This is a genomic window from Rhizobium sp. RU33A (genome assembly GCF_900156055.1).
GTDB lineage: Bacteria > Pseudomonadota > Alphaproteobacteria > Rhizobiales > Rhizobiaceae > Allorhizobium.
Map to the genome: position 1 here is coordinate 195578 of NZ_FTMQ01000007.1, position 19273 is coordinate 214850.

At 60.4% G+C, this 19273-nt stretch carries 16 protein-coding genes and 1 riboswitch; of the genes, 4 read left to right on the forward strand and 12 right to left on the reverse strand.

The window, feature by feature from the left end; all coding sequences use genetic code 11:
- Positions 1 to 15: 15 nt before the first annotated feature.
- The 3 genes from BW978_RS21170 to epmA form a co-directional block, all read right to left on the reverse strand.
- The gene (locus BW978_RS21170; RefSeq protein WP_083697671.1) at positions 16 to 1710 is read right to left on the reverse strand and encodes a hypothetical protein; all 1695 of its coding nucleotides are present in this window, start codon (positions 1708 to 1710) and stop codon (positions 16 to 18) included.
- A 117-nt stretch (positions 1711 to 1827) separates the two neighbouring features.
- Positions 1828 to 2868: a lysine-2,3-aminomutase-like protein gene (locus tag BW978_RS21175; protein ID WP_076397814.1), complete on the reverse strand. Its 1041-nt coding sequence runs from the start codon at positions 2866 to 2868 to the stop codon at positions 1828 to 1830.
- Entirely contained in the window at positions 2861 to 3928 is a 1068-nt protein-coding gene (epmA, locus tag BW978_RS21180; protein WP_076397815.1) for an EF-P lysine aminoacylase EpmA, read from the reverse strand. Before epmA ends, BW978_RS21175 begins: the two co-directional genes overlap by 8 nt.
- Positions 3929 to 4065: 137 nt before the next feature.
- On the opposite strand from epmA, the gene efp reads away from it, so the two are divergent.
- Positions 4066 to 4635, forward strand: coding sequence for an elongation factor P (gene efp, locus BW978_RS21185; RefSeq protein ID WP_076397816.1), 570 nt, complete (start codon positions 4066 to 4068; stop codon positions 4633 to 4635).
- Between the two features lie 153 nt (positions 4636 to 4788).
- Here the strand turns inward: efp and BW978_RS21190 are convergent, their stop codons facing one another.
- Positions 4789 to 5019 (reverse strand): YdcH family protein, encoded by a 231-nt coding sequence (locus BW978_RS21190; protein WP_076397817.1) that lies wholly within the window; start codon positions 5017 to 5019, stop codon positions 4789 to 4791.
- A gap of 100 nt (positions 5020 to 5119) precedes the next feature.
- On the opposite strand from BW978_RS21190, the gene BW978_RS21195 reads away from it, so the two are divergent.
- Positions 5120 to 6046, forward strand: coding sequence for a hydrogen peroxide-inducible genes activator (locus tag BW978_RS21195; RefSeq protein ID WP_076397818.1), 927 nt, complete (start codon positions 5120 to 5122; stop codon positions 6044 to 6046).
- 34 nt (positions 6047 to 6080) lie between these two features.
- Here BW978_RS21195 and BW978_RS21200 read toward each other — a convergent pair whose 3' ends face one another.
- Positions 6081 to 7565, reverse strand: a complete 1485-nt coding sequence (locus BW978_RS21200; protein ID WP_076397819.1) for an NAD-dependent succinate-semialdehyde dehydrogenase — start codon at positions 7563 to 7565, stop codon at positions 6081 to 6083.
- Positions 7566 to 7568: 3 nt separating this feature from the next.
- Positions 7569 to 8849 carry a 4-aminobutyrate--2-oxoglutarate transaminase gene (locus tag BW978_RS21205; RefSeq protein WP_076397820.1) on the reverse strand — a complete coding sequence of 427 codons (1281 nt, stop codon included), beginning with the start codon at positions 8847 to 8849 and terminating at the stop codon, positions 7569 to 7571.
- A 95-nt stretch (positions 8850 to 8944) separates the two neighbouring features.
- On the opposite strand from BW978_RS21205, the gene BW978_RS21210 reads away from it, so the two are divergent.
- Positions 8945 to 9814 (forward strand): MerR family transcriptional regulator, encoded by an 870-nt coding sequence (locus tag BW978_RS21210; protein WP_076397821.1) that lies wholly within the window; start codon positions 8945 to 8947, stop codon positions 9812 to 9814.
- A gap of 65 nt (positions 9815 to 9879) precedes the next feature.
- On the opposite strand, the gene BW978_RS21215 is transcribed toward BW978_RS21210, so the two are convergent.
- From BW978_RS21215 to BW978_RS21240, 6 genes are all read right to left on the reverse strand, one after another.
- Positions 9880 to 11304 (reverse strand): efflux transporter outer membrane subunit, encoded by a 1425-nt coding sequence (locus BW978_RS21215; RefSeq protein ID WP_076397822.1) that lies wholly within the window; start codon positions 11302 to 11304, stop codon positions 9880 to 9882.
- 132 nt (positions 11305 to 11436) lie between these two features.
- Entirely contained in the window at positions 11437 to 14553 is a 3117-nt protein-coding gene (locus BW978_RS21220; RefSeq protein ID WP_076397823.1) for an efflux RND transporter permease subunit, read from the reverse strand.
- 41 nt (positions 14554 to 14594) lie between these two features.
- Positions 14595 to 15803 (reverse strand): efflux RND transporter periplasmic adaptor subunit, encoded by a 1209-nt coding sequence (locus tag BW978_RS21225; protein WP_139330627.1) that lies wholly within the window; start codon positions 15801 to 15803, stop codon positions 14595 to 14597.
- A 143-nt stretch (positions 15804 to 15946) separates the two neighbouring features.
- Positions 15947 to 16612 carry a TetR/AcrR family transcriptional regulator gene (locus BW978_RS21230; RefSeq protein ID WP_083697672.1) on the reverse strand — a complete coding sequence of 222 codons (666 nt, stop codon included), beginning with the start codon at positions 16610 to 16612 and terminating at the stop codon, positions 15947 to 15949.
- Positions 16613 to 16625: 13 nt separating this feature from the next.
- Positions 16626 to 17570 carry a phosphoribosylaminoimidazolesuccinocarboxamide synthase gene (locus BW978_RS21235; protein WP_076397824.1) on the reverse strand — a complete coding sequence of 315 codons (945 nt, stop codon included), beginning with the start codon at positions 17568 to 17570 and terminating at the stop codon, positions 16626 to 16628.
- 134 nt (positions 17571 to 17704) lie between these two features.
- A complete protein-coding gene (locus tag BW978_RS21240) occupies positions 17705 to 18388 on the reverse strand; it encodes an energy-coupling factor ABC transporter permease (protein WP_076397825.1) in 684 nt (227 codons plus the stop codon).
- A 49-nt stretch (positions 18389 to 18437) separates the two neighbouring features.
- Positions 18438 to 18653, reverse strand: a riboswitch (cobalamin riboswitch).
- A gap of 142 nt (positions 18654 to 18795) precedes the next feature.
- Here BW978_RS21240 and BW978_RS21245 point away from each other — a divergent pair.
- Entirely contained in the window at positions 18796 to 19008 is a 213-nt protein-coding gene (locus BW978_RS21245) for a hypothetical protein (protein ID WP_076397826.1), read from the forward strand.
- The last annotated feature ends 265 nt before the right edge of the window (positions 19009 to 19273 follow it).

A 19273-nucleotide genomic window follows, 5' to 3' on the forward strand; every position in this document is an offset into this window, starting at 1 on the left:
TCGCGCCCGGCCTTTTTATTGGGGCTTCAACATGCCCGGACGTAGCAGGAGATCCCAGCAAGGGTCGAGAGCGACCACTTGGCGTCCGCCGAGCGCTGCCGCATAACGTTCCTCAAGCATCCGCCGCCCGGTCGTGACAGGGCATTTCGGGCGAAGTACGCCGTCGGTTGCTCGAACCGCTTCCAGTGCTTCGGGTGACACCTGTCTCACGGTTCGGAAAGGGTCTGCCCCGATCTGGATCTTGCGGGTCGCGTCGCGGTCGAGGATCCAGGGAAACGGATTGACGAAATCGAGGGTCATCAGATTTTCCAGACGGATCTGGTTATCGGTCTCGAACTGCAGAAGCGCCTTGACCAGGATGTCGGCGGAAATGACCCAGTAGGTCTGATAATCGAGCTCGCTGTAGAGTTGCCAGCTCGGTAGTTGACCCTGGTTTGCCAGGTCAATGTATGCCGCTCCCTGGGTGGCGTAATGGTTCTCCAGCATGATTGCCCGCTCCATCACATCCGGTCGCGTCGAGACCTGCTGCATGTTGCGCAGAAGAGGTGCATCGGGCTGAACGTAGGTCGGAGCGACGGCGACCGATCGCAGGGTCTTGTGTGCGACCTTGCTGATTGTCGGGACGGTGCAGAAGGCGGCCAGGACGAGAAAGGCGACCTTTGTCCGGTCGACCACTTGCGGCAGGCGGTCATAAACCATCAGCAGAACCGGCCAGATGAAGATGAACTCCTGGCTGCCCGTGTTCTGGGTTTCGAGGATCGTTCCGCCGAGCAGGGAGATACCGAACCACCAGCAGGATCGGTCGAAGAACCGTCTCTGCTCTGATGCATAGTTGAGATCCGCCCAGATCATCACTAGCAGAAGCAGACCGGCCGGCATCAGCACGTCGAGCTTGCCGGAGGCGACGGTCAGGAACCGCGGCAACAAGGCATCCTGGTTCATGGCGATCAGGTCTAGGATATCCCGGATATAGGCCGAGATCATGCCGGTGCCGAGTTCGATGACCACGAGTGGAAGCAGAAAGGCGACGGCGGCGAGCACAAGATTGCCAAGTGAAATGCGGCCAGCGAGCAGGGCTCCGAGGCCGATCAAGCCGCCGACGAGGAAGCCTGTGATCTTGGTGAGAAACAGGGCCAGCATGACCAGGGCGCAGAAGAGCGCAAAGCGCGGGCCGCCGCGCATGAAAACGAGGCCGGCGGTCAGCACATAGAGAAGAAGCGAGGTTTGCCTGTTGTAGATGCCGAAGCCGTCAAGTCCCGGATAGGAATGGAAGAACTGGGCATTTGCCGGGAAGGCGGCAAAGACGAGAAAGGGGATCAGCAGGGCGAAGGCCGTGACGCGGCTTTTCTTTTCGGCGTCGATCAGCACCAGCGTCATCAGCGGTGCGGTGACCGCAAGCTGTGACCATTGGACCAGAAGGAGCGGTTGGGCACGCGGGAAGAGGTCGAGCCCCCAGGCAAAAAGGTAGTAACCCAGCGCGCCCACAGGCGTGGAAAAGTCGAGGCTTGGGATCTGGCCCATTCGGATGCGCTGTGCGGCATCCAGATAGATATAGGTGTCCCAGTACATCGGGCCGATCGGCACCGCGAGCGGGAGTGTGAGCAGGACGAAAAGTGCTGCGACCGTCAGCCAGAGCCAAGCGATCGGAGACAATAGAAGATAAGACAGCGTTTTTCGATCACGCGTCTTCGAAGCCGAAATATCCACCACCGCTATTGTCCCGTCTGTCAATGCTCTGCCACAAATCGGGCCATGGTGTGCATGAAAGCTTAACAGGCCGGAAACGGCGCCGATCATCGTGCCTGGTCTGTCGCCTTGCGCGGGCGCTCAGGGGTAGAGGTGTTCCTGCCCCTTGCGGTCGCGCACAGCGTACCGGCCATCACCGAGATCACGGACTGCATCTTCCCCGAGTGCCACCTTGCCATGCCCGCCGGGTAGGTCGAGGATGTAGTGGGGGATGCAAACGCCTGATATCCGCGTGCGCAGTTCGCGCATCAGGGCCTGCCCTTCGGCGATCGACAGGCGGAAGTGGCCGGTGCCCGGCGCCATGTCGGGGTGATGCAGATAGTAGGGCTTGATGCCGGTCTCGACGAATGCCCGCATCAGCGATGTCAGTGTCTCGGCGTCATCATTCACACCCTTGAGGAGCACGCTTTGGCTAACCAACTGGACGCCGCCGGCGGTCAGTCGCCGACAAGCCCCGCGCACCTCCGGGGTCAGTTCACGGGGATGGTTGGCGTGCAGCGCTAGGATCACGCTTTTGCCGCTCAGCGTCAGCGCCTCGACCATCTCTGTCGTAATGCGTTCGGGATCGACGGCCGGCACGCGGGTGTGGATCCGCAGGACCCTCACGTGATCCATGGTAGCCAGACGCTCGGAGACTTCCCGCAGGCGTCGTGGAGACAGGATCAGTGGATCACCGCCGGTCAGGATGACCTCCCAGATGCCCGTATTTGCCGCGATATAGTCGAGCGCGTTTTTCAGGCGCTCACCCGCAAGATTGCCGTCGCCCTGCGGCCCAACCATTTCGCGGCGGAAGCAGAAGCGGCAATAGACCGGACAGACATGCACGAGCTTCAGGAGAACCCGGTCAGGATAGCGGTGAACGATACCCTCGACAGGAGAATGCGGATGGTCGCCGATGGGATCGAGGCGCTCTGCCGGATGATCGATCAGCTCCGCCGCGGATGGAATATACTGTGCGGCAATCGGATCGTGCGGATCTGTCGGGTCGATGAGGGCGCGCACCGTGGGAGTGAGCGCTATCGCGTAGCGCTCAGCCACAGCGTCGAGCCTTGCATTCTCCTCCTCGCGGACGAGGCCTTGTGCGACGAGGTCGGCGACGGAGCGTAGGGTTGTCTCAGCCAAAATGCGTCTCCGCCACCGGCGCCCAGATCACCTGATCGATCCTCAGCGCGCCTGTCGCCAGCATCACGAGACGGTCAAAGCCGAGCGCGATGCCCGATGCTTCCGGCATCTCCGCGAGGGCTTCGAGGAAGTCCTCATCGAGTGGATAGGTCTCGCCATAGACGCGGCTCTTCTCTTGCATTTCAGCTTCGAAGCGCCGGCGCTGTTCGGCCGGGTCGGTCAGCTCACCAAAGGCGTTCGCAAGCTCAACCCCGCATGCATAGACTTCGAAGCGTTCCGCGACGCGGGGATCGTCGGGGCACGGGCGGGCGAGCGCTGCTTCTGCCACCGGGTAGCGATCGAGAATGGTGACGCGGCCGTTGCCGAGGTTGGGTTCCACCTTTTCGACGATGACCCGGCTGAACAGATCGGCCCAGGTGTCGTCATCTGCCGTCCTGATACCGGCGTCCGCAAGTTGCCTGGCCAATGCATTGCGATCCGTCGTTCCATCCGTTCCGATCGTGGCCAATAGATCGATGCCGGCGTGGTGCGCGAAGGCGTCCGCAACAGAGATCCGCTCGGGCTCCGCGAATGGGTCTACGAACTTGCCGGCGAATGTGAATTGCTGCGTTCCGACCGTTCGTGCGGCCAAGGCGATCAGATCGACGCAGTCGCGCATAAGTTGCTCGTATCCCTCGCCGACTCGATACCACTCCAGCATGGTGAATTCCGGGTGGTGCAGGGGTCCGCGCTCGCGGTTGCGATAGACATGCGCAAAACAGGAGATCCTGGCTTCACCGGCGGCGAGCAGTTTTTTGCAGGCGAATTCCGGCGAGGTGTGTAGGTAGAGCGGCACAGCAGAGCCATCATGACCGATCGCTTCGGTCTGAAAGGCATGCAGATGGGCTTCATTGCCGGGGGATACCTGCAGGGTCGCTGTGTCGACCTCGACGAAGTCCTGTTCGCCGAAGCGAGCGCGAAATGCGGCCTGGATCCGGTTGCGCCCAATCAGGAATGGCCGTCGATCAGCATGTGCCGACGATGTCCACCACGCAGGGGATGAACGGCTGCGGTCAGACATTCCGGATTCTCGATCCTTCTATCAACACGGGCTGGCTATTTTGCCGGATTTGGGTTAGTCCCGCCCGAGAAATTCGAAGACGTCAGCAGGGACGGCCGTCCTTTACGACGGGTCTCACGCAGATACAAGGAATTCCAATGGTCAAGGTTATCGCCTCTTCCGTCCGCAAGGGCAATGTTATCGATGTCGACGGCAAGCTCTATGTCGTGCTCACTGCCGAAAACTTCCACCCCGGCAAGGGCACGCCGGTCACCCAAGTCAACATGCGCCGCATCGTTGATGGCGTGAAGGTTTCCGAGCGCTGGCGCACGACCGAGCAGGTCGAGCGCGCGTTTGTCGAGGACGTCAACCACCAGTTCCTCTATGAGGACGGCGAAGGCTTCCACTTCATGAACCCGGAAAACTATGACCAGGTCGTCGTAGATGTCGAGACGATGGGTGATCAGAAGGCCTATCTGCAGGAAGGCATGGTCTGCATTCTTTCGATGCATGAAGGCGTCGCGCTCGCCATCCAGCTGCCCCGTCACGTGACGCTCGAAATCACCGAGACCGAGCCGGTCGTCAAGGGGCAGACGGCTTCGTCGTCCTACAAGCCCGCGATGCTGTCCAACGGTATCCGTACCATGGTGCCGCCGCATGTTGATGCCGGTATCCGCGTGGTTATCGCCACCGAAGACAATTCCTACGTCGAGCGCGCCAAGAACTAAGAGCTGTCGCTCCACCGATACCGAAAAGCCCGGCGTGGATCACGCCGGGCTTTTTTGTTTGCTCGTCATTTCCCCTAATGCCGGCGGGGCGCAGGGGGCCCCGCCGGCCGTTCTCACCGGTCACGCATGCGCCATCACGGAGCGCATGCGTGATCAGCGTCCGGCGAGAATGGGACTGCCGAAGTTCGATGCCTTGGGGCGGGCGGCAGTTGCCTTCATGGCATCGCCCCGCTCGAGCAACATGATCTGCTCCTTCAAGTGCAGCTTGATCTTCTTCAAGGCGCGGACCCTGATCCCATCTGGCTGCGGACGGCGCTGTTCCTCGTCAATCTTGGCGGCGACGATCGAATGGCGGGCTCTGAGGGCTTTGAGCAGTTGCTTCATGGCGATCTCCTTTCGTGCCCTACAAATATGAGGCCTCTCGGTTGATTGTTCCAATTCATTGATTGTATAAATCTCATAGTTTTTCTCTATGAGGTGAGTGATGCCCTTTCGCCCCAGTCATCGCCAGTTGGACTATCTCGTCACGCTTGGTGAGACCGGACATTTCGGCGAGGCAGCAAGACGCTGCAATGTTTCTCAGCCAACGCTCTCGGTCCAGGTGGCTCTTCTTGAAAAGCAGCTCGGGGTAACGCTGATTGATCGGATGCCGGGTCAGGTGGTGCCGACCCCGATCGGGGCTGAGATCATTACGGCTGCAAAGGTCATCCTGAACGGGTTGGATGAGATCCGCGTGCTTGCAACAGGCTCAAAAGCCAATCTCGGTGGGGCAATCCGGCTTGGTGTCGCACCCTCGTTCGGGCCTTATTTCCTGCCCTATCTGCTTCCACCGCTTCACCGGCAGTATCCGGAACTCAAGATCTACATCCGAGAGGATCGGCCGCGCCAGTTGGAGCGGGCCGTGCTTCAGGGGGAGACGGATTGTGGACTGGGCCCTCTGCCTTCGGCGGACGACGGCTTCGTCTCGCAACAGATTTGCCGCGAGCGCATCTTTCTCGGGGTACCCAAGGCACATCGACTGGCTGCCTATGACACGGTCCCGACGGAAATGCTGAAGGGCGAGAAGTTATTGACGCTTGGTTCTGGGCATCGGTTGATGGATGAGGTGCGCCGTCTGGCCGATATGAGCGGGGCTACGCTCGCCGAAGAATACGAGGGGTCCAGCCTCGACGCGATCCGTCAAATGGTTTCGATCGATATGGGTCTGTCGCTCTTCCCGGAGCTCTATGTCCGATCGGAGTTCGGCAAGGAAGATGGTATAAAGCTGCTGACAATCGACGGCTGGCAGGGTGTCCGCGACATCGGCTTTTTTTGGCGGCAGTCGTCGGCGCGGGGTCGCCATTTCGAGGCGCTGGCCAGCCTCGGGCGCGCGTTAGCGGATCGTATATTCTTGCCGGACCAGCAAAAGTGAAAATCCCCGGCGAACCGGGGATTTTCGGATGTGATCAGGCAATGCCGCCGAGGCAGATGTATTTGATCTCCGTATAGTCATCGATGCCGTATTTCGAGCCTTCGCGGCCGAGGCCCGACTGCTTGATACCGCCGAAGGGCGCTACTTCCGTGGAGATGAGCCCCGTGTTGACGCCGACCATGCCGTATTCGAGTGCTTCGGCAACCCGGAAGATCTTGGCGATATCCTTCGAGTAGAAATAGGAGGCGAGGCCGAACTCGGTAGCGTTGGCCAGCTCGATGACTTCGTCTTCCGTCTCGAACTTGAAGAGCGGCGCGACCGGCCCGAAGGTCTCTTCAGTCGCGACCTTCATGACGGTGGTGACGCCGGTCAGGATCGTCGGTTCGAAGAACAGGTCTCCGGCCGCAGATGGCTTGCCGCCCAGGGCAACCTGGGCACCCTTGGACACGGCATCCGCCACATGCTCCTTGACCTTCTTGATCGCCTTGGCGTCGATTAGCGGTCCCGTGGTAACGCCATCAGCGAAGCCATCGCCGACCTTCAACTGCCCAACCTTCTCAGCCAGCTTCTTGGCGAAGGCGTCGTAGATGCCCGACTGGACATAGAGGCGGTTGGCGCAGACACAGGTCTGGCCGGCATTGCGGTATTTCGAGATCATGGCGCCTTCGACGGCAGCATCGAGATCCGCATCGTCGAAGACGATGAAGGGTGCGTTGCCGCCGAGTTCGAGGCCGAGCTTCATGATCTGATCGGCCCCCTGACGCATCAGGATGCGTCCGACATTGGTCGAACCGGTAAAGGTCAGCTTGCGGACCTTGTCATTGGCGCAGAATTCCTGGCCGACCATGGCAGCATCCGTCGAGGTCAGCACGGAGAAGAGACCGGCGGGCAAGCCGGCGCGCTCGGCGAGAACGGCAAGAGCCAGTGCCGAGAGTGGGGTCTGGGCGGCAGGCTTCGAGACCATCGCGCAACCGACGGCGAGTGCCGGGGCGACCTTGCGGGCGAGCATGGCGTTCGGAAAATTCCAGGGCGTGATCGCGCCGACGACGCCAATCGGCTGCTTGATCACTATGATGCGCTTGTCAGCCTGATGACCCGGGATCGTGTCACCATAGACACGCTTGGCTTCTTCGGCGAACCACTCGACGTAAGATGCGCCGTAGAGGATCTCGCCGCGGGCTTCGGGCCAGGGCTTGCCCATTTCCAGCGTGAGGATCGTGGCCAGGTCGTCGGCATTCGCGACCATCAGATCGTTCAGCTTGCGCAGAACGGCGGCGCGCTCCTTGCCGGTCTTTTTCGCCCAGGCCTTTTGGGCGGTATGGGCCGCATCGATCGCCTTTTCGACTTCTGCCTTGCTCAGATCCGGAAGCACGGCGATCACATCGCCGGTGGCCGGGTTGGTCACTTCGAAAGTCTTGCCCGACTGGCTGGCTGCCAGCCACTCATTGCCAACAAGTGACTTGTCGGTCGCAAGTGTCGCGTCCTTGAGTTTGTCTGTCAGAATGTTTGAGATGGTCATGCGTCAGGCTCCTGCTGCGACTTCGCGGATCGAGGCTTCGATCAGATCGAGCGCCTCGTTGAAGACCTCGTCCTGAATGGTGATCGGGGCGAGGAAGCGGATGACGTTGCTGTAGACGCCGCAGGTCAAAAGGATCAGGCCCTTCTCCAGCGCCTTCAGACGCACCGCATTGGTGAAATCCGCATTCGGCTTGTCGGTTCCCGGGATCTTGAATTCAACGGCGTTCATGAAGCCGAGGCCGCGGATGTCCATGATCTGGGGAATGTCCGACCGCAGGCTTTCGAGGCGCTGCTTCAGACGGTTGCCGAGCTGGTTCGCGCGGTCGCAGAGGTTTTCCTCTTTGATCACGTCAAGAACGGCATGAGCAGCTGCGATCGCCAGCGGGTTGCCGGCATAGGTGCCGCCGAGGCCGCCGGGGCCAGGGGCATCCATCAGTTCGGCGCGGCCGGTGACGGCGGAGAGCGGGAAGCCGCCGGCAAGGCTCTTGGCCATCGTCGTCAGGTCCGGAACGGCATCGTAGTGCTCCATGGCAAACATCTTGCCGGTGCGGGCAAAGCCGGTCTGGACTTCGTCGGCGACGAGGAGAATGCCGTGTTCGTCGCAGAGTTCGCGCAGGGCCTTCATCAGAGCGCGCGGAACGTCATAGAAGCCGCCTTCGCCCTGAACCGGTTCGAGGATGATGGCTGCGACCCGCTTCGGGTCGACATCGGCCTTGAACAGTTTGTCGAGCACGTCGAGCGAAGTCTCGACGTCGATGCCGTGCATTTCAAGCGGGAAGGGCACGTGGAAGACGTCACCCATCATCGGGCCGAAGCCGACCTTGTAGGGCACGACCTTGCCGGTGAGCGCCATGCCGAGGAAGGTGCGGCCATGGAAGCCACCGGTAAAGGCGATGACGGCCGAGCGGCCGGTGGCGCAACGGGCGATCTTGATGGCGTTCTCAACGGCTTCGGCGCCCGTCGTTGCGAAGATCGTCTTCTTCTCGAAATTGCCTGGCACCATCTTGTTCAGGCGTTCGGCGAGTGCGACGTAGTTCTCATACGGCACGACCTGGTGGCAGGTGTGGGTGAAGCGATCGAGCTGGGCTTTCACGGCTTCCACGACCTTGGGGTGGCGATGGCCGGTATTGAGAACGGCGATGCCGCCGGCAAAATCGATATAGCGATTTCCTTCGACATCCCAGATCTCCGAGTTCTCAGCCTTGTCGGCATAAATCTGCGTGGTCATGCCGACGCCGCGGGAGATGGCGTCGTTCTTGCGGGCTGAGATTTCGGCGTTCTTCATTGTTTTCGTCCTGTGCGAAGGGTGGCCAGCGGCGTCGCAGACGGTTGCGATCACGCGGTAATATATTTCCTACATTTTTTCTGTAGACTTGCAATATGTCTTGTCGCCAGTATCACGCAGGACTGCGACATTTGATTGAGGGCAGCGTGGACGATATCCGGTTCAAGATTGCGGAGGCAGCACGCATGGCAGGGGTGTCGCCATCGACGCTTCGCCTCTGGGAAAGTCAGGACCTGATCCAGCCGATCCGGACACCGACTGGCCAGCGAGTCTATGATCGGGTGCTGGTGGATCGGCTGAAGCGGATCGCCTGGCTGCGGACGGAGAAGGGCCTTAATCCGGCAGCGATCCGCGAGACGCTGCGGGAATTTTCGTCTGATGCCGACGAGGACAGCGTCGAAACTGAGGATGATACTTCCGATATCCGCGCAGGCACGCGAATGCGGCGTCTGCGGCGAGAGGCGGGCAAGACGCTCGAATACGTCGCCCAGGCGACAGGTGTTTCGGTGTCACAGCTTTCGACCTTCGAGCGGACATCGCAAGGGCTGTCGTTCACCGCCCTGCATGAAGTTGCCCGGCATCTCGGCACGACACTCGCGTCGCTCAGCGGCCAGGAAGAGGGCAGGGGCGGCGAAAGCCTTATCCGCGACGGCAAATGGTTGTCATGGCCGACTACCTCCTCCGGCGTCGCCGTCCAGGTTCTGGCGGAGGGCCGGAACCTGATGGAGTGCAACCGCTTCCAGCTTGCGCCAGGGGCGTCGAGCGAGGGCGCCTATCAGCACGAGGGAGAGGAGTTCATCCACATGCTTTCCGGAAGCCTCGAGATCATCCTCGACGGTGACCAGTTCTTCGAACTGCATGCCGGCGACAGCTTCTATTTCGAAAGCCGCAGGCCGCATTCCTGGCGCAACATCTCGAGCGGTGAGACGGTTCTTATCTGGATCAACACGCCCGCGACCTTCTGAGGTGAAGCAAAGAAAAACCCGGCTACCGTTTCCGGTGCCGGGCTTCGTGTGTTTACAGGAGGCACTTACCTGCTGGCGACGACCGCCTTCGATCCGTCCCATGCATAACCGCCACCGATCGCAACGTTCAGCTGAACATAACCATTTGCGAGCTGCTGGACAGCCTGAGCAAGGTTGGCCTGTGCGCTTGCGACATTCCGCTGGGCATCGAGAACGTCGAGCAGCGAGGAAGCGCCATCACGGTAGCTCGCAGTGGCGAGCGACAGGGCTTCTTCGTAGGAACGAACGGTAGCCGTCAGAGCCGAAACCGTCTGGCGTGTGCGGCTGACAGCAACCAGCGCGTTCTCGACTTCAGAAACAGCGCTCAAGACCGTCTGCTTCCACGCGAGATAGGCTTCGCGCGCTGCCGCTTCCCGCGCCTTGATCGTGGCGACGCGTGCGCCGGCGTCGAAGATCGGCAGGTTCAGGCTCGGGCCAAAGCCCCATGATGTCGCGCTGCCGCTCGCTGCCGATGTGGCAACCAGGGTCGGCGAAATCGAGCCGCTGAGAGTGATCGACGGATAAAGCGCTGCTTCCGCAACGCCGATTTCGGCGGTTGCTGCTGCGAGATTGCGCTCTGCTGCGCGGATGTCCGGGCGGTTGCGGATCAGGTCTGCCGGAACGCCGGCATTAACGCTACGACGGGCGTAAGGCTGGGCCGCACCCTTCTGCAGGTCGGCAAGCAGGCTGGTTGCCGGCAGGCCGAGCAGCAGCGAAATGCGGTGCACCGATTGACGGAAGGAGATCTCAAGGGCCGGAATCTCCGCAAGCGTCGAATTCACCAGGCCCTCAGACTGGACAACGTCGAGACGCGAGGCCGCGCCGGCCTCAAGTTGCAGGCGTGTCAGTTCGAGAGTTTCGCGACGCGAAGACAGATTCTTGCGGGCGATCGCGATACGCTCCTGAAAATAACGGGCATCAACATATGCCGTTACGACGTTGGACAGGAATGTCAAACGAGCCACATCCGTCTGCGCATAGGCTGCATCGAGCGTTGCCTTTGCGCTTTCCTTGGAGCGGCGATACTGGCCGAAAAGATCAACCAGCCAGGAAACGCCGAGCGTGCCGCTCGTCGTGTTCGTGGTGTCGCTATCACGGGTTCTCTGCGCGCCGCTGCCATTGGTCTTCGATACCTGATGATCGGCAGAGACGCTGAGCTGGGGGAACGCTGCCGAGTCGGCCGCTTCGAAGCTGGCTTCTGCGGCCGTGATGCGCTCTATCGCCTGCAGTACATCGAGGTTCTGGGCGAGGCCGGTTTCAACCAGGCCGTTCAGACGGCGGTCGTTGAAGGCAGTCCACCAGGGAGCCAACGTCACGTCTGCCGAAGCGCGGGCGCTGCCTTCAGAGAATTTGACGGGGAGGGCTGTCTGCGGCACCTCATGGTTCGGACCGACGACACAGCCGGAAAGGAGGAGCATTGCGAGTGGTGCGGCGGCACGAATCTTGAGCATCACGTGTTCCTGTAAAAGTCCCCCGGTCTTGCCACGACGAGGTTTTCAATGACCCCGAGCCAACGACCGACTTACACACGCAGGCTACCGCAGCAGCCTACGCATTAGTTGGTTAACATAGTTTGTCAATCTTCACGACGACAGCGCTTCCTTCGGTTTTGCACCGCCGAAAATCTGCCGGATGATGACGAAAAACGACGGTACGAAGAAGATTCCGAGCGCCGTGGCCGTAAACATGCCGCCTAGGACGCCAATACCGATGGAATTCTGCGCTGCAGAGCCTGCGCCGGTCGCGATGGCGAGCGGAACCACACCCAGAATGAAGGCCAGCGAGGTCATGATGATGGGACGCAACCGGAGCTTTGCAGCTTCGAGTGTTGCATCAATGACACTGATTCCCGCAGCCTGGCGATCTTTCGCGAACTCCACGATCAGAATCGCATTCTTTGCCGCGAGACCGATCGTCGTGAGCAGTCCGACCTTGAAATAGACGTCGTTCGACTGCCCGAAGACATAGGCCGCAGCCACCGCTCCCAGAACACCAACCGGCACCGCCATGATGACCGAGAACGGGATCGACCAGCTCTCATAGAGCGCCGCAAGGCATAGGAAGACGATCAGGACCGAGAGCGCGTAGAGCATCGGGGCCTGCGAACCGGACAGGCGCTCCTGATAGGAGATGCCCTGCCAGGCTACGGTGTAGCCACCACCCAGATCCGCCGTCAGTTGCTCCATGGTATCCATGGCCGTGCCGGAGCTCACGCTGCCGCCTGCTGCCCCTTCCATCGAGATCGCGCCGACGCCGTTGAACCTGCTGAGCGTCGGTGCGCCGCTGATCCACTGCGTTTTGATGAAGGACGAGAAGGGAACCATCTCGCCGTTGGCATTGCGGGCGTGCCAGTCGTTGATCGCGGTTTCCTGCATGCGGTAAGGCGCGTCGCCCTGGACATAGACCGGCTTCAATTCGCCGTTCAGGGTGAAGTCGTTGACGTCACGGCCAGCAAAGATGGTCGACAGCATGCTGTTGACGGTTGCGATGTCGAGGCCCATTGCTCCCATCTTTTCCTGGTCGAGCAGAAGCTTCAACTGGGTTTCAGCCGGCGGGTTGTTCGAGCGCAGCGAGCTCACGTTCGGATTGGAGCTGCCCACCTGCATCAATTGCTGCGATGCGGCCGTCAGCGCTTCGGTGCCTCTGTTGCCGCTATCGACCAGATACATGGAGAAGCCACTCGATGTGCCGAGACCGGGGATCGCAGGCGGCGCCAGGGGGAAGACCATCGCATCACGAAGCGTGAAGAAATAGCCCATGGCGCGCTGGACGACGGCAGGCGCGGCAAGCTGTGGGTCTTCGCGGAGTTCGAAGTCCTTCAGCTTGGCAAAGACCAGCGCGTAGTTCGGGCCGGCACCGACAAAGGAGAAGCCGGAGACGGAGAAAACGTCCTGGATCGCGTCCTTTTCCTGGTCGAGGTAGTAGTCCTCGATTTTCTTGATGATCTCTTCGGTGCGCGGGACCGTTGCGCCGTTCGGCAGCTGGACGATCGTCATCAGCACACCCTGGTCTTCTTCCGGGAGGAAGGAGGAGGGCAGGCGCATGAAGAACCAGCTCATGCCAGCGATCACGACCGCGAACATCAGCATGACCCGAAGCGGGCGATTGAGAAGATAGCCGATCGACGAGACATAGCCGCCGGTCGCACGATCGAAGTTACGGTTGAACCAGCCGCCAAGACCGCCCTTCGGCTTGTGATGGTCGACCGGCTTCAACATCGTGGCGCAAAGCGCTGGCGTCAGAACGAGTGCGACGACAGCCGAAAGCAGCATTGCCGAGACGATGGTCACTGAGAACTGGCGGTAGATGATGCCGGTCGAGCCGCCGAAGAAGGCCATCGGAATGAAGACAGCCGTCAGGACAAGTGCGATGCCGACGATAGCCCCGGTGATTTCGCCCATCGACTTTTCGGTGGCTTCAAGCGGAGACAGTCCTTCCTCGGACATGATACGTTCGACGTTTTCGACGACGACGATCGCATCGTCGACGAGCAGACCGATCGCCAGAACCATGGCGAACATGGTGAGGGTGTTGATCGAGTAGCCCGTCAGCGCGAGGATGCCGAAGGTGCCGAGAAGAACGACGGGCACCGCAATCATCGGAATGATCGTGGCGCGCAGGTTCTGCAGGAAGACGAGCAGCACCACGAAGACCAGCACGATGGCTTCGAGCAGGGTATGAACAACCTTTTCGATCGACAGCTGCACGAAAGGCGTGGTGTCGTAGGGATAGGTTATGACCACGTTTTCCGGCAGCGAGGGGGCAATCGTGGCAAGCTGCGACTTCACGCGTTCTGCCGTATCCAATGCATTGGCACCGGTTGCCAGGTTGATGGCGAAACCGGTCGCCGGATTCCGGTTGGAGCGGGTCTTGGTGGCGTAGCTTTCCTGGCCGACCTCGATGCGCGCGACGTCGCTCAGTCGCACGGTGGCGCCGTCGGTCTCTGTCTTCAGGATGATGGATTCGAAGTCTGATACGGACTGCAGCTGGCTTTGCGCGGTCACGGTTACCGTCAGCTGCTGACCGGCCGGTGCCGGCTGGCTGCCGAGGGCGCCAACGGAAACCTGCGTGTTCTGCGCCTGGATGGCGGCGGTCACGTCCGTCGGTGTCAACTGGAACTTGTTGAGTTTGAACGGGTCGAGCCAGACGCGCATGGCATAGCCGGTGCCGAACACTTCAAGGCTGCCTACGCCTTCCAGACGCTTGATCTGATCCTCGATCTGCGAGGAGAAGATGTCGCCGAGTTCGACATTGCTGCGGGCGCCATCGGTGGACACCAGTGCGCCGACCAGCAGGATGCTCGAGGTCGAGCGTGTCACCGATATGCCGGCCGACTGGACGATATCAGGCAGCTGCGACTGGACCAGCTGCAATTTGTTCTGGACCTGAACCTGGGCAATTTCGGGATCGATCGAGTTGCCGAAGGTCAGTGAGACGGAGGCGGAGCCGGTGCTCGACGATGACGTCATATACGTCAGGTCATCGAGGCCGGTCATGCCGTCTTCGATGATCGATGTGACGGATTTCTCCACCGTCTCCGCGCTTGCGCCGTTATAGCTTGCCGATATCTGCACGGTAGTCGGTGCGATTTCCGGGTACTGCGAAATCGACAGCGTCGAAATCGCGAGCGCGCCGCCGAGCATGATGATGATCGCGATCACCCATGCAAAGATCGGGCGTCGAATGAAATACTGGGCCATGGATTATCCTCTACGCCTCGATTGCCTGGTCTGTCGCACAATCAGGGTTGTGCGGCAGGGGCGGCAGCCGGCGCCGCAGTTTCCTGGACGATTCCGTTCTCATCAATCTGTGCTTCTACCGGCTGGACGGGGGCGCCGTCGCCAATCCACTGGAAGCCGTCGACGATGAGCTTGTCGCCATCATTGATGCCACTGGCGACGAGCCAGTTGTTGCCGGAAACCTGCGCTTCGTCGAAGATCCGGGTCTCGACCGTGTTCTCGGCCGTGACGAACTTTGCGGAAAGCTCGCCATTGGCGCTGCGCGTGGCTGCGCGCTGGGGGATCAGGAAGCCGTCTTCCGTGCCGACGGTCACCGTGGCGCGGACGTACATGCCTGGCAGGATGAGACCATCGGGATTGTCGAACACAGCACGGATCGAATAGGTGCCGGTCGTCTGACTGACCGCCATTTCCGACATGTCGAGCTTGCCGACAACTGGGTATTCGTGGCCGTCCTCAAGCGTCAGCCGGATTTCGGATGCGCCGTTTTCGTTGCGGTTGATGCGACCCTCGGTGATGGCCTCGCGCAGACGAAGGAGATTGACGCTCGATTCCGTCAGATCGATGTAGATCGGGTCAAGACGGCGCAGGGTCATCAGGCTGTCGGTCTGGTTCGCCGTGACGACGTTGCCGACCGAGTAGCGCGATGCGGTCGTCACTCCTTCGAAGGGCGCGCGAATTTCTGTGAGGGCGAGCTCGATCTCGGCGGAGCGCAGCGCTGCATTTGCCTGGGCGACATCGGCCTCAGCCTGCAGAAGCGTGACGCGGGCGTTTTCGAGCTCCACCTGGGTGGCGCCGCTGCCGACCAGCCGTTCCTGACGCGCAAGATTGGTCCGTGCCGTCGGCACGCCGGCTTCAGCCTTCTGCAGACTGGCCTGAGCCTGGGCCTGGGCGGCGCGGTAAGTGTCGTCTTCGATCTTGTAGAGCAGATCTCCCGCCTGGACTTCGCTGCCTTCCTTGAAGGCAATTTCCTTGATGATACCGCTTACGCGTGGGCGAATTTCTGCGGTCTGGAAGGCTGCTGCGCGCCCTGGCAGGGTACTGGTCAGCGGTTGCGGCGCCTTCTTCATCATGAGAACGCTCACCGCTGCAGGTGGGCGTTCGCCGCCAGACGCCGCGGCGCCGCCGTCAGCCGTGCCCTGATCGGAGCAACCCGCCAGGGCCGCGGTGCAAACGAGAATGGCGGAGGCAAGTCTGAAGCTTGGGCGCATCAAGGAATCCCACTGAGAAAGGTCACGGAACATTGCGAATCAGGTACCAGCGCCACTGGGTTCAGGGGCTGGCAAGCCGAAGAGAAGGGGCGCATCCAAGCGATGCGGTTCTCTTCAGTCGAAGTGACGTAAATAAACAATCGTCACTTTGCAAGTGGCGACCGCAGTGCAGCATCGATCAGGCCGACGACTTCCCGACAACGTGTTGCCATTATGCCAGCCTTCTCCATCCCTGTCATGACAGGGTGAATGACACAGGCTAGGGCATCGAAGGTCGCGTTTGCCAATCTCGGTACGTCGTCTGCATTGTAGACGCCTTCCTCAATACCGGCCTGGATGATTTCTGCGATCATGCCGACGACGATCTCGCGGAACCGATCGCCACAATCGAGTTCCTCTGTGATCGTCACGAGGATCATCTCGAAAACGAAGGGTGCATCCTTCTGCTCGGCAAGATGCTCCTGCATAAGATGATGGGCGAGCGCGCAAAGTCGTTCGGGCGCGGGCTTGTCGCTGGCCAGCGCCTTCAACGCATGCAGCGTCTGTTCGATCGCGCGGGTTGCGATCGCATCGACAAGGCTCGTCTTGGTTCTGAAATGCTTGAAGACATTGGCCGGTGACATCGACAGTTCGGCCGCAATGTCTGCGATCGTGACGCTGGCATAGCCATGAGTCCGGAAAAGCTTCTCGGCGGTGTTCAGGATTTCTTCGCGCGTCTCTTCAGCGGGCCTGCGCGGACGACGCACGGGAACGCCGTCACCCTTGTCGGGGCAGCATGCGCCAGATCGTGCGCGAGGGTCCTGATCCATGGGGCCGCCTTTCTCAGGGGAAGTACGAGGCCAGATTTTGGCGGATACGGGCGAGGGGGCTTTCGCCACTGTCATCAGGCTGGAACGGCAGCCCCGTGATCGCTTCGAAGGCCTTAATATAGACCTTAGATGTCTCCTCGACCAGTGACGCTGGAATTTCCGGGATGGGATCGAGATAGGGATCGCAACGTTCTGCAACCCAGGCGCGGACGAAATCCTTGTCGAAACTTTGCGGTCGTTCACCCTTTTCAAAGCTTGCCTGGTAACTGTCGGCAATCCAGTAGCGGCTGCTGTCAGGGGTGTGGATTTCATCGGCGAGAATGATCGTGCCGTTCTCGTCCGTGCCGAATTCATATTTCGTGTCGACGAGGATCAGGCCACGCTTTTCGGCAAGCTCCTGGCCACGAGCGAACAGCGCCAGTGCGTAGCGCGACAGTGTTTCCCACTGCTTGGCCGTCAAGAGCTCCTTCTCGATGATCTCGGCTGGCGTTAGGGGCTCGTCGTGGCCACCGTCGAATTCCTTGCTGGTCGGCGTGATGATCGGGGTAGGGAGCTTTTCGTTGTCGCGCATGCCGTCGGGCAGAGTGATCCCGTACATCTCGCGCTCGCCCTTCTTATAGAGAGTAAGGATCGATGTCCCCGTGGTGCCGGCGAGGTAGCCACGCACCACGATCTCCACCGGGAGGATCTCCAGGCGCTTTCCGACGACGACATTGGGGTCGGGGTAGGAGATGACATGGTTCGGGCAGATGTCGCTGGTCTTTTCGAACCAGTAGCGGGCCGTCTGGGTCAAAACCTGACCCTTATAAGGGATGCAGGTGAGAATCCTGTCGAAAGCGCTCAGGCGATCGGTGGAAATGATAACGCGGCTGCCATCGGGAAGATCGTAGTTTTCGCGCACCTTACCGCGATAGTAGTTCGGTAGTTCCGGATAATGGGCTTCGGAAAGGATGCGCATGGATGTCCTCGATGTCTCTTCGGAGGTGGAGGGTTTGACAGGGTGGCTGTTGCCCCGCGGTACCCGAAAGAGATGGCGGTTTCAAAGAAAAAGCGCATGGGGACCGCCCATGCGCTTTCGATATCGTCATGTGGTCAAACGGCTGCGCGATGCAGGCGCCCGTTGAAGAGTCCGTTGTCCGTTGCCTGTCGAAGCGACTTGGCGGCCGCGAGCACCGCGATATCGACGAGCGGCTCGATCAGGATCACCGTCATATAGGCGGCACCGAAGGTTGCAATGCTTGAGAGGCTCTCCGCGGTGAAACCGTGGCCGTAGAGCGCCCAGAAGGCGACCCAGGCAACGATCCCGCCCTGATAGGCGGTGGATAGCGCAAGTGCATCCTTATAGCCAACATCCACATAAGCTTTCTTCTCCGGAATGATGTGCGCGGCGAGCTTGCTGATGACAAAGAGCGGCACGATCAGTGTCGTGACGTTCATCCCGTATTGCGGCAAATCGAACGGCGCAAACAATAGCCCCTGGAGCAGGAGCCCAAGAGCCAGGCCGATCGAGGCTGCGCCGGCACCGAAGATCAGGAAGAGTGTCGAGCCGAGGATGAGATGCACTTCGGAGACGCCGACCGGATGATGGGGCAGGACTTCGAAGAAGGAGAAGACGAGAGCTGTCGTGATCAAGGTCCTGGCCGCAAGACCGGTCGGGGTCGCTTTCGCCTTGAGGTCGTCGACAACCATCTTGCCGACAAGCCCGAAGGAGAGTGCTGCTGTCGCGTAGCTTAAAGCGAGTTTGGCGCCGTCCACGACGCCGGGTTCAATATGCATAACTATGTCCTTTCGTCCGCGCCCACCGCGCGGGAGAGTGAATGCCGCGTTCACGGCGCCAAGCGATGGCAGGTCTCCTGGCTCACGGGTCAGGGCTTCGGTCCGCCTTATCAGCTGAAGGCCAATGGCTTTTCGGACGTCGCTCGCCGTTCACAGTTGCGGGGGCAGCCACGGTTTCGGCCCCTGATGGGTAGTCCTCACCGTATTCCCTCTTCGTCCGCCCTTCCGGTCTTGTCGGGGCGGAACCATCACAGAGGAGAGATTAGGTCCTGTGATGAAGCGATGTCCAGCAGTTTGCGACGTCAGTGGCCGGTAAACTGCGACAGTTTGGCAAAAGCCAATTTGCCACATTGTGAGGTGAGGGGTGTCCATCTGCGGAGAGACCGCAGACATAGAAAGGTTACGACATGGCTCAGATGATTTACCGCGTGCCGCTGTTTGGCTGGATGCTGAGGGAAGCGATTTACGGACCGACGACCGCCAAGGTCCTGTTCGTGGTCAATATGCTTTTGCTCTGGCTGCTCGCCATTGTCGCATTCGGCTATCCCGCGATCATCCTGCCGGCGCTTGCAGCCGTGCCGAGCATGTTTGTGGTGCTGCTGCTGATTACCAAAGGGTAAAGGGGAAGCCCGGTCTTTTAACTCTGGCCCAGAGTTCCCATATAGGGATTGACGAGCGCGCCATCGTGTTCGCCCGGCAAAAGTGGCCGGATGCGGGGACGTGCAAGTGAGGGCCGATTTTTTTCCTTTGAAATCAGTCACTTGAAAAAAACGACAGTTTTTTGACAATTGGCTGTTGACGGTTTGCGGGAGTAGCCGTATAAGCCGCTTCACCGAACGAGAGGCGGCGCCGAACGGCCCGCCGGACTGGTTCAGAAAGATCTCG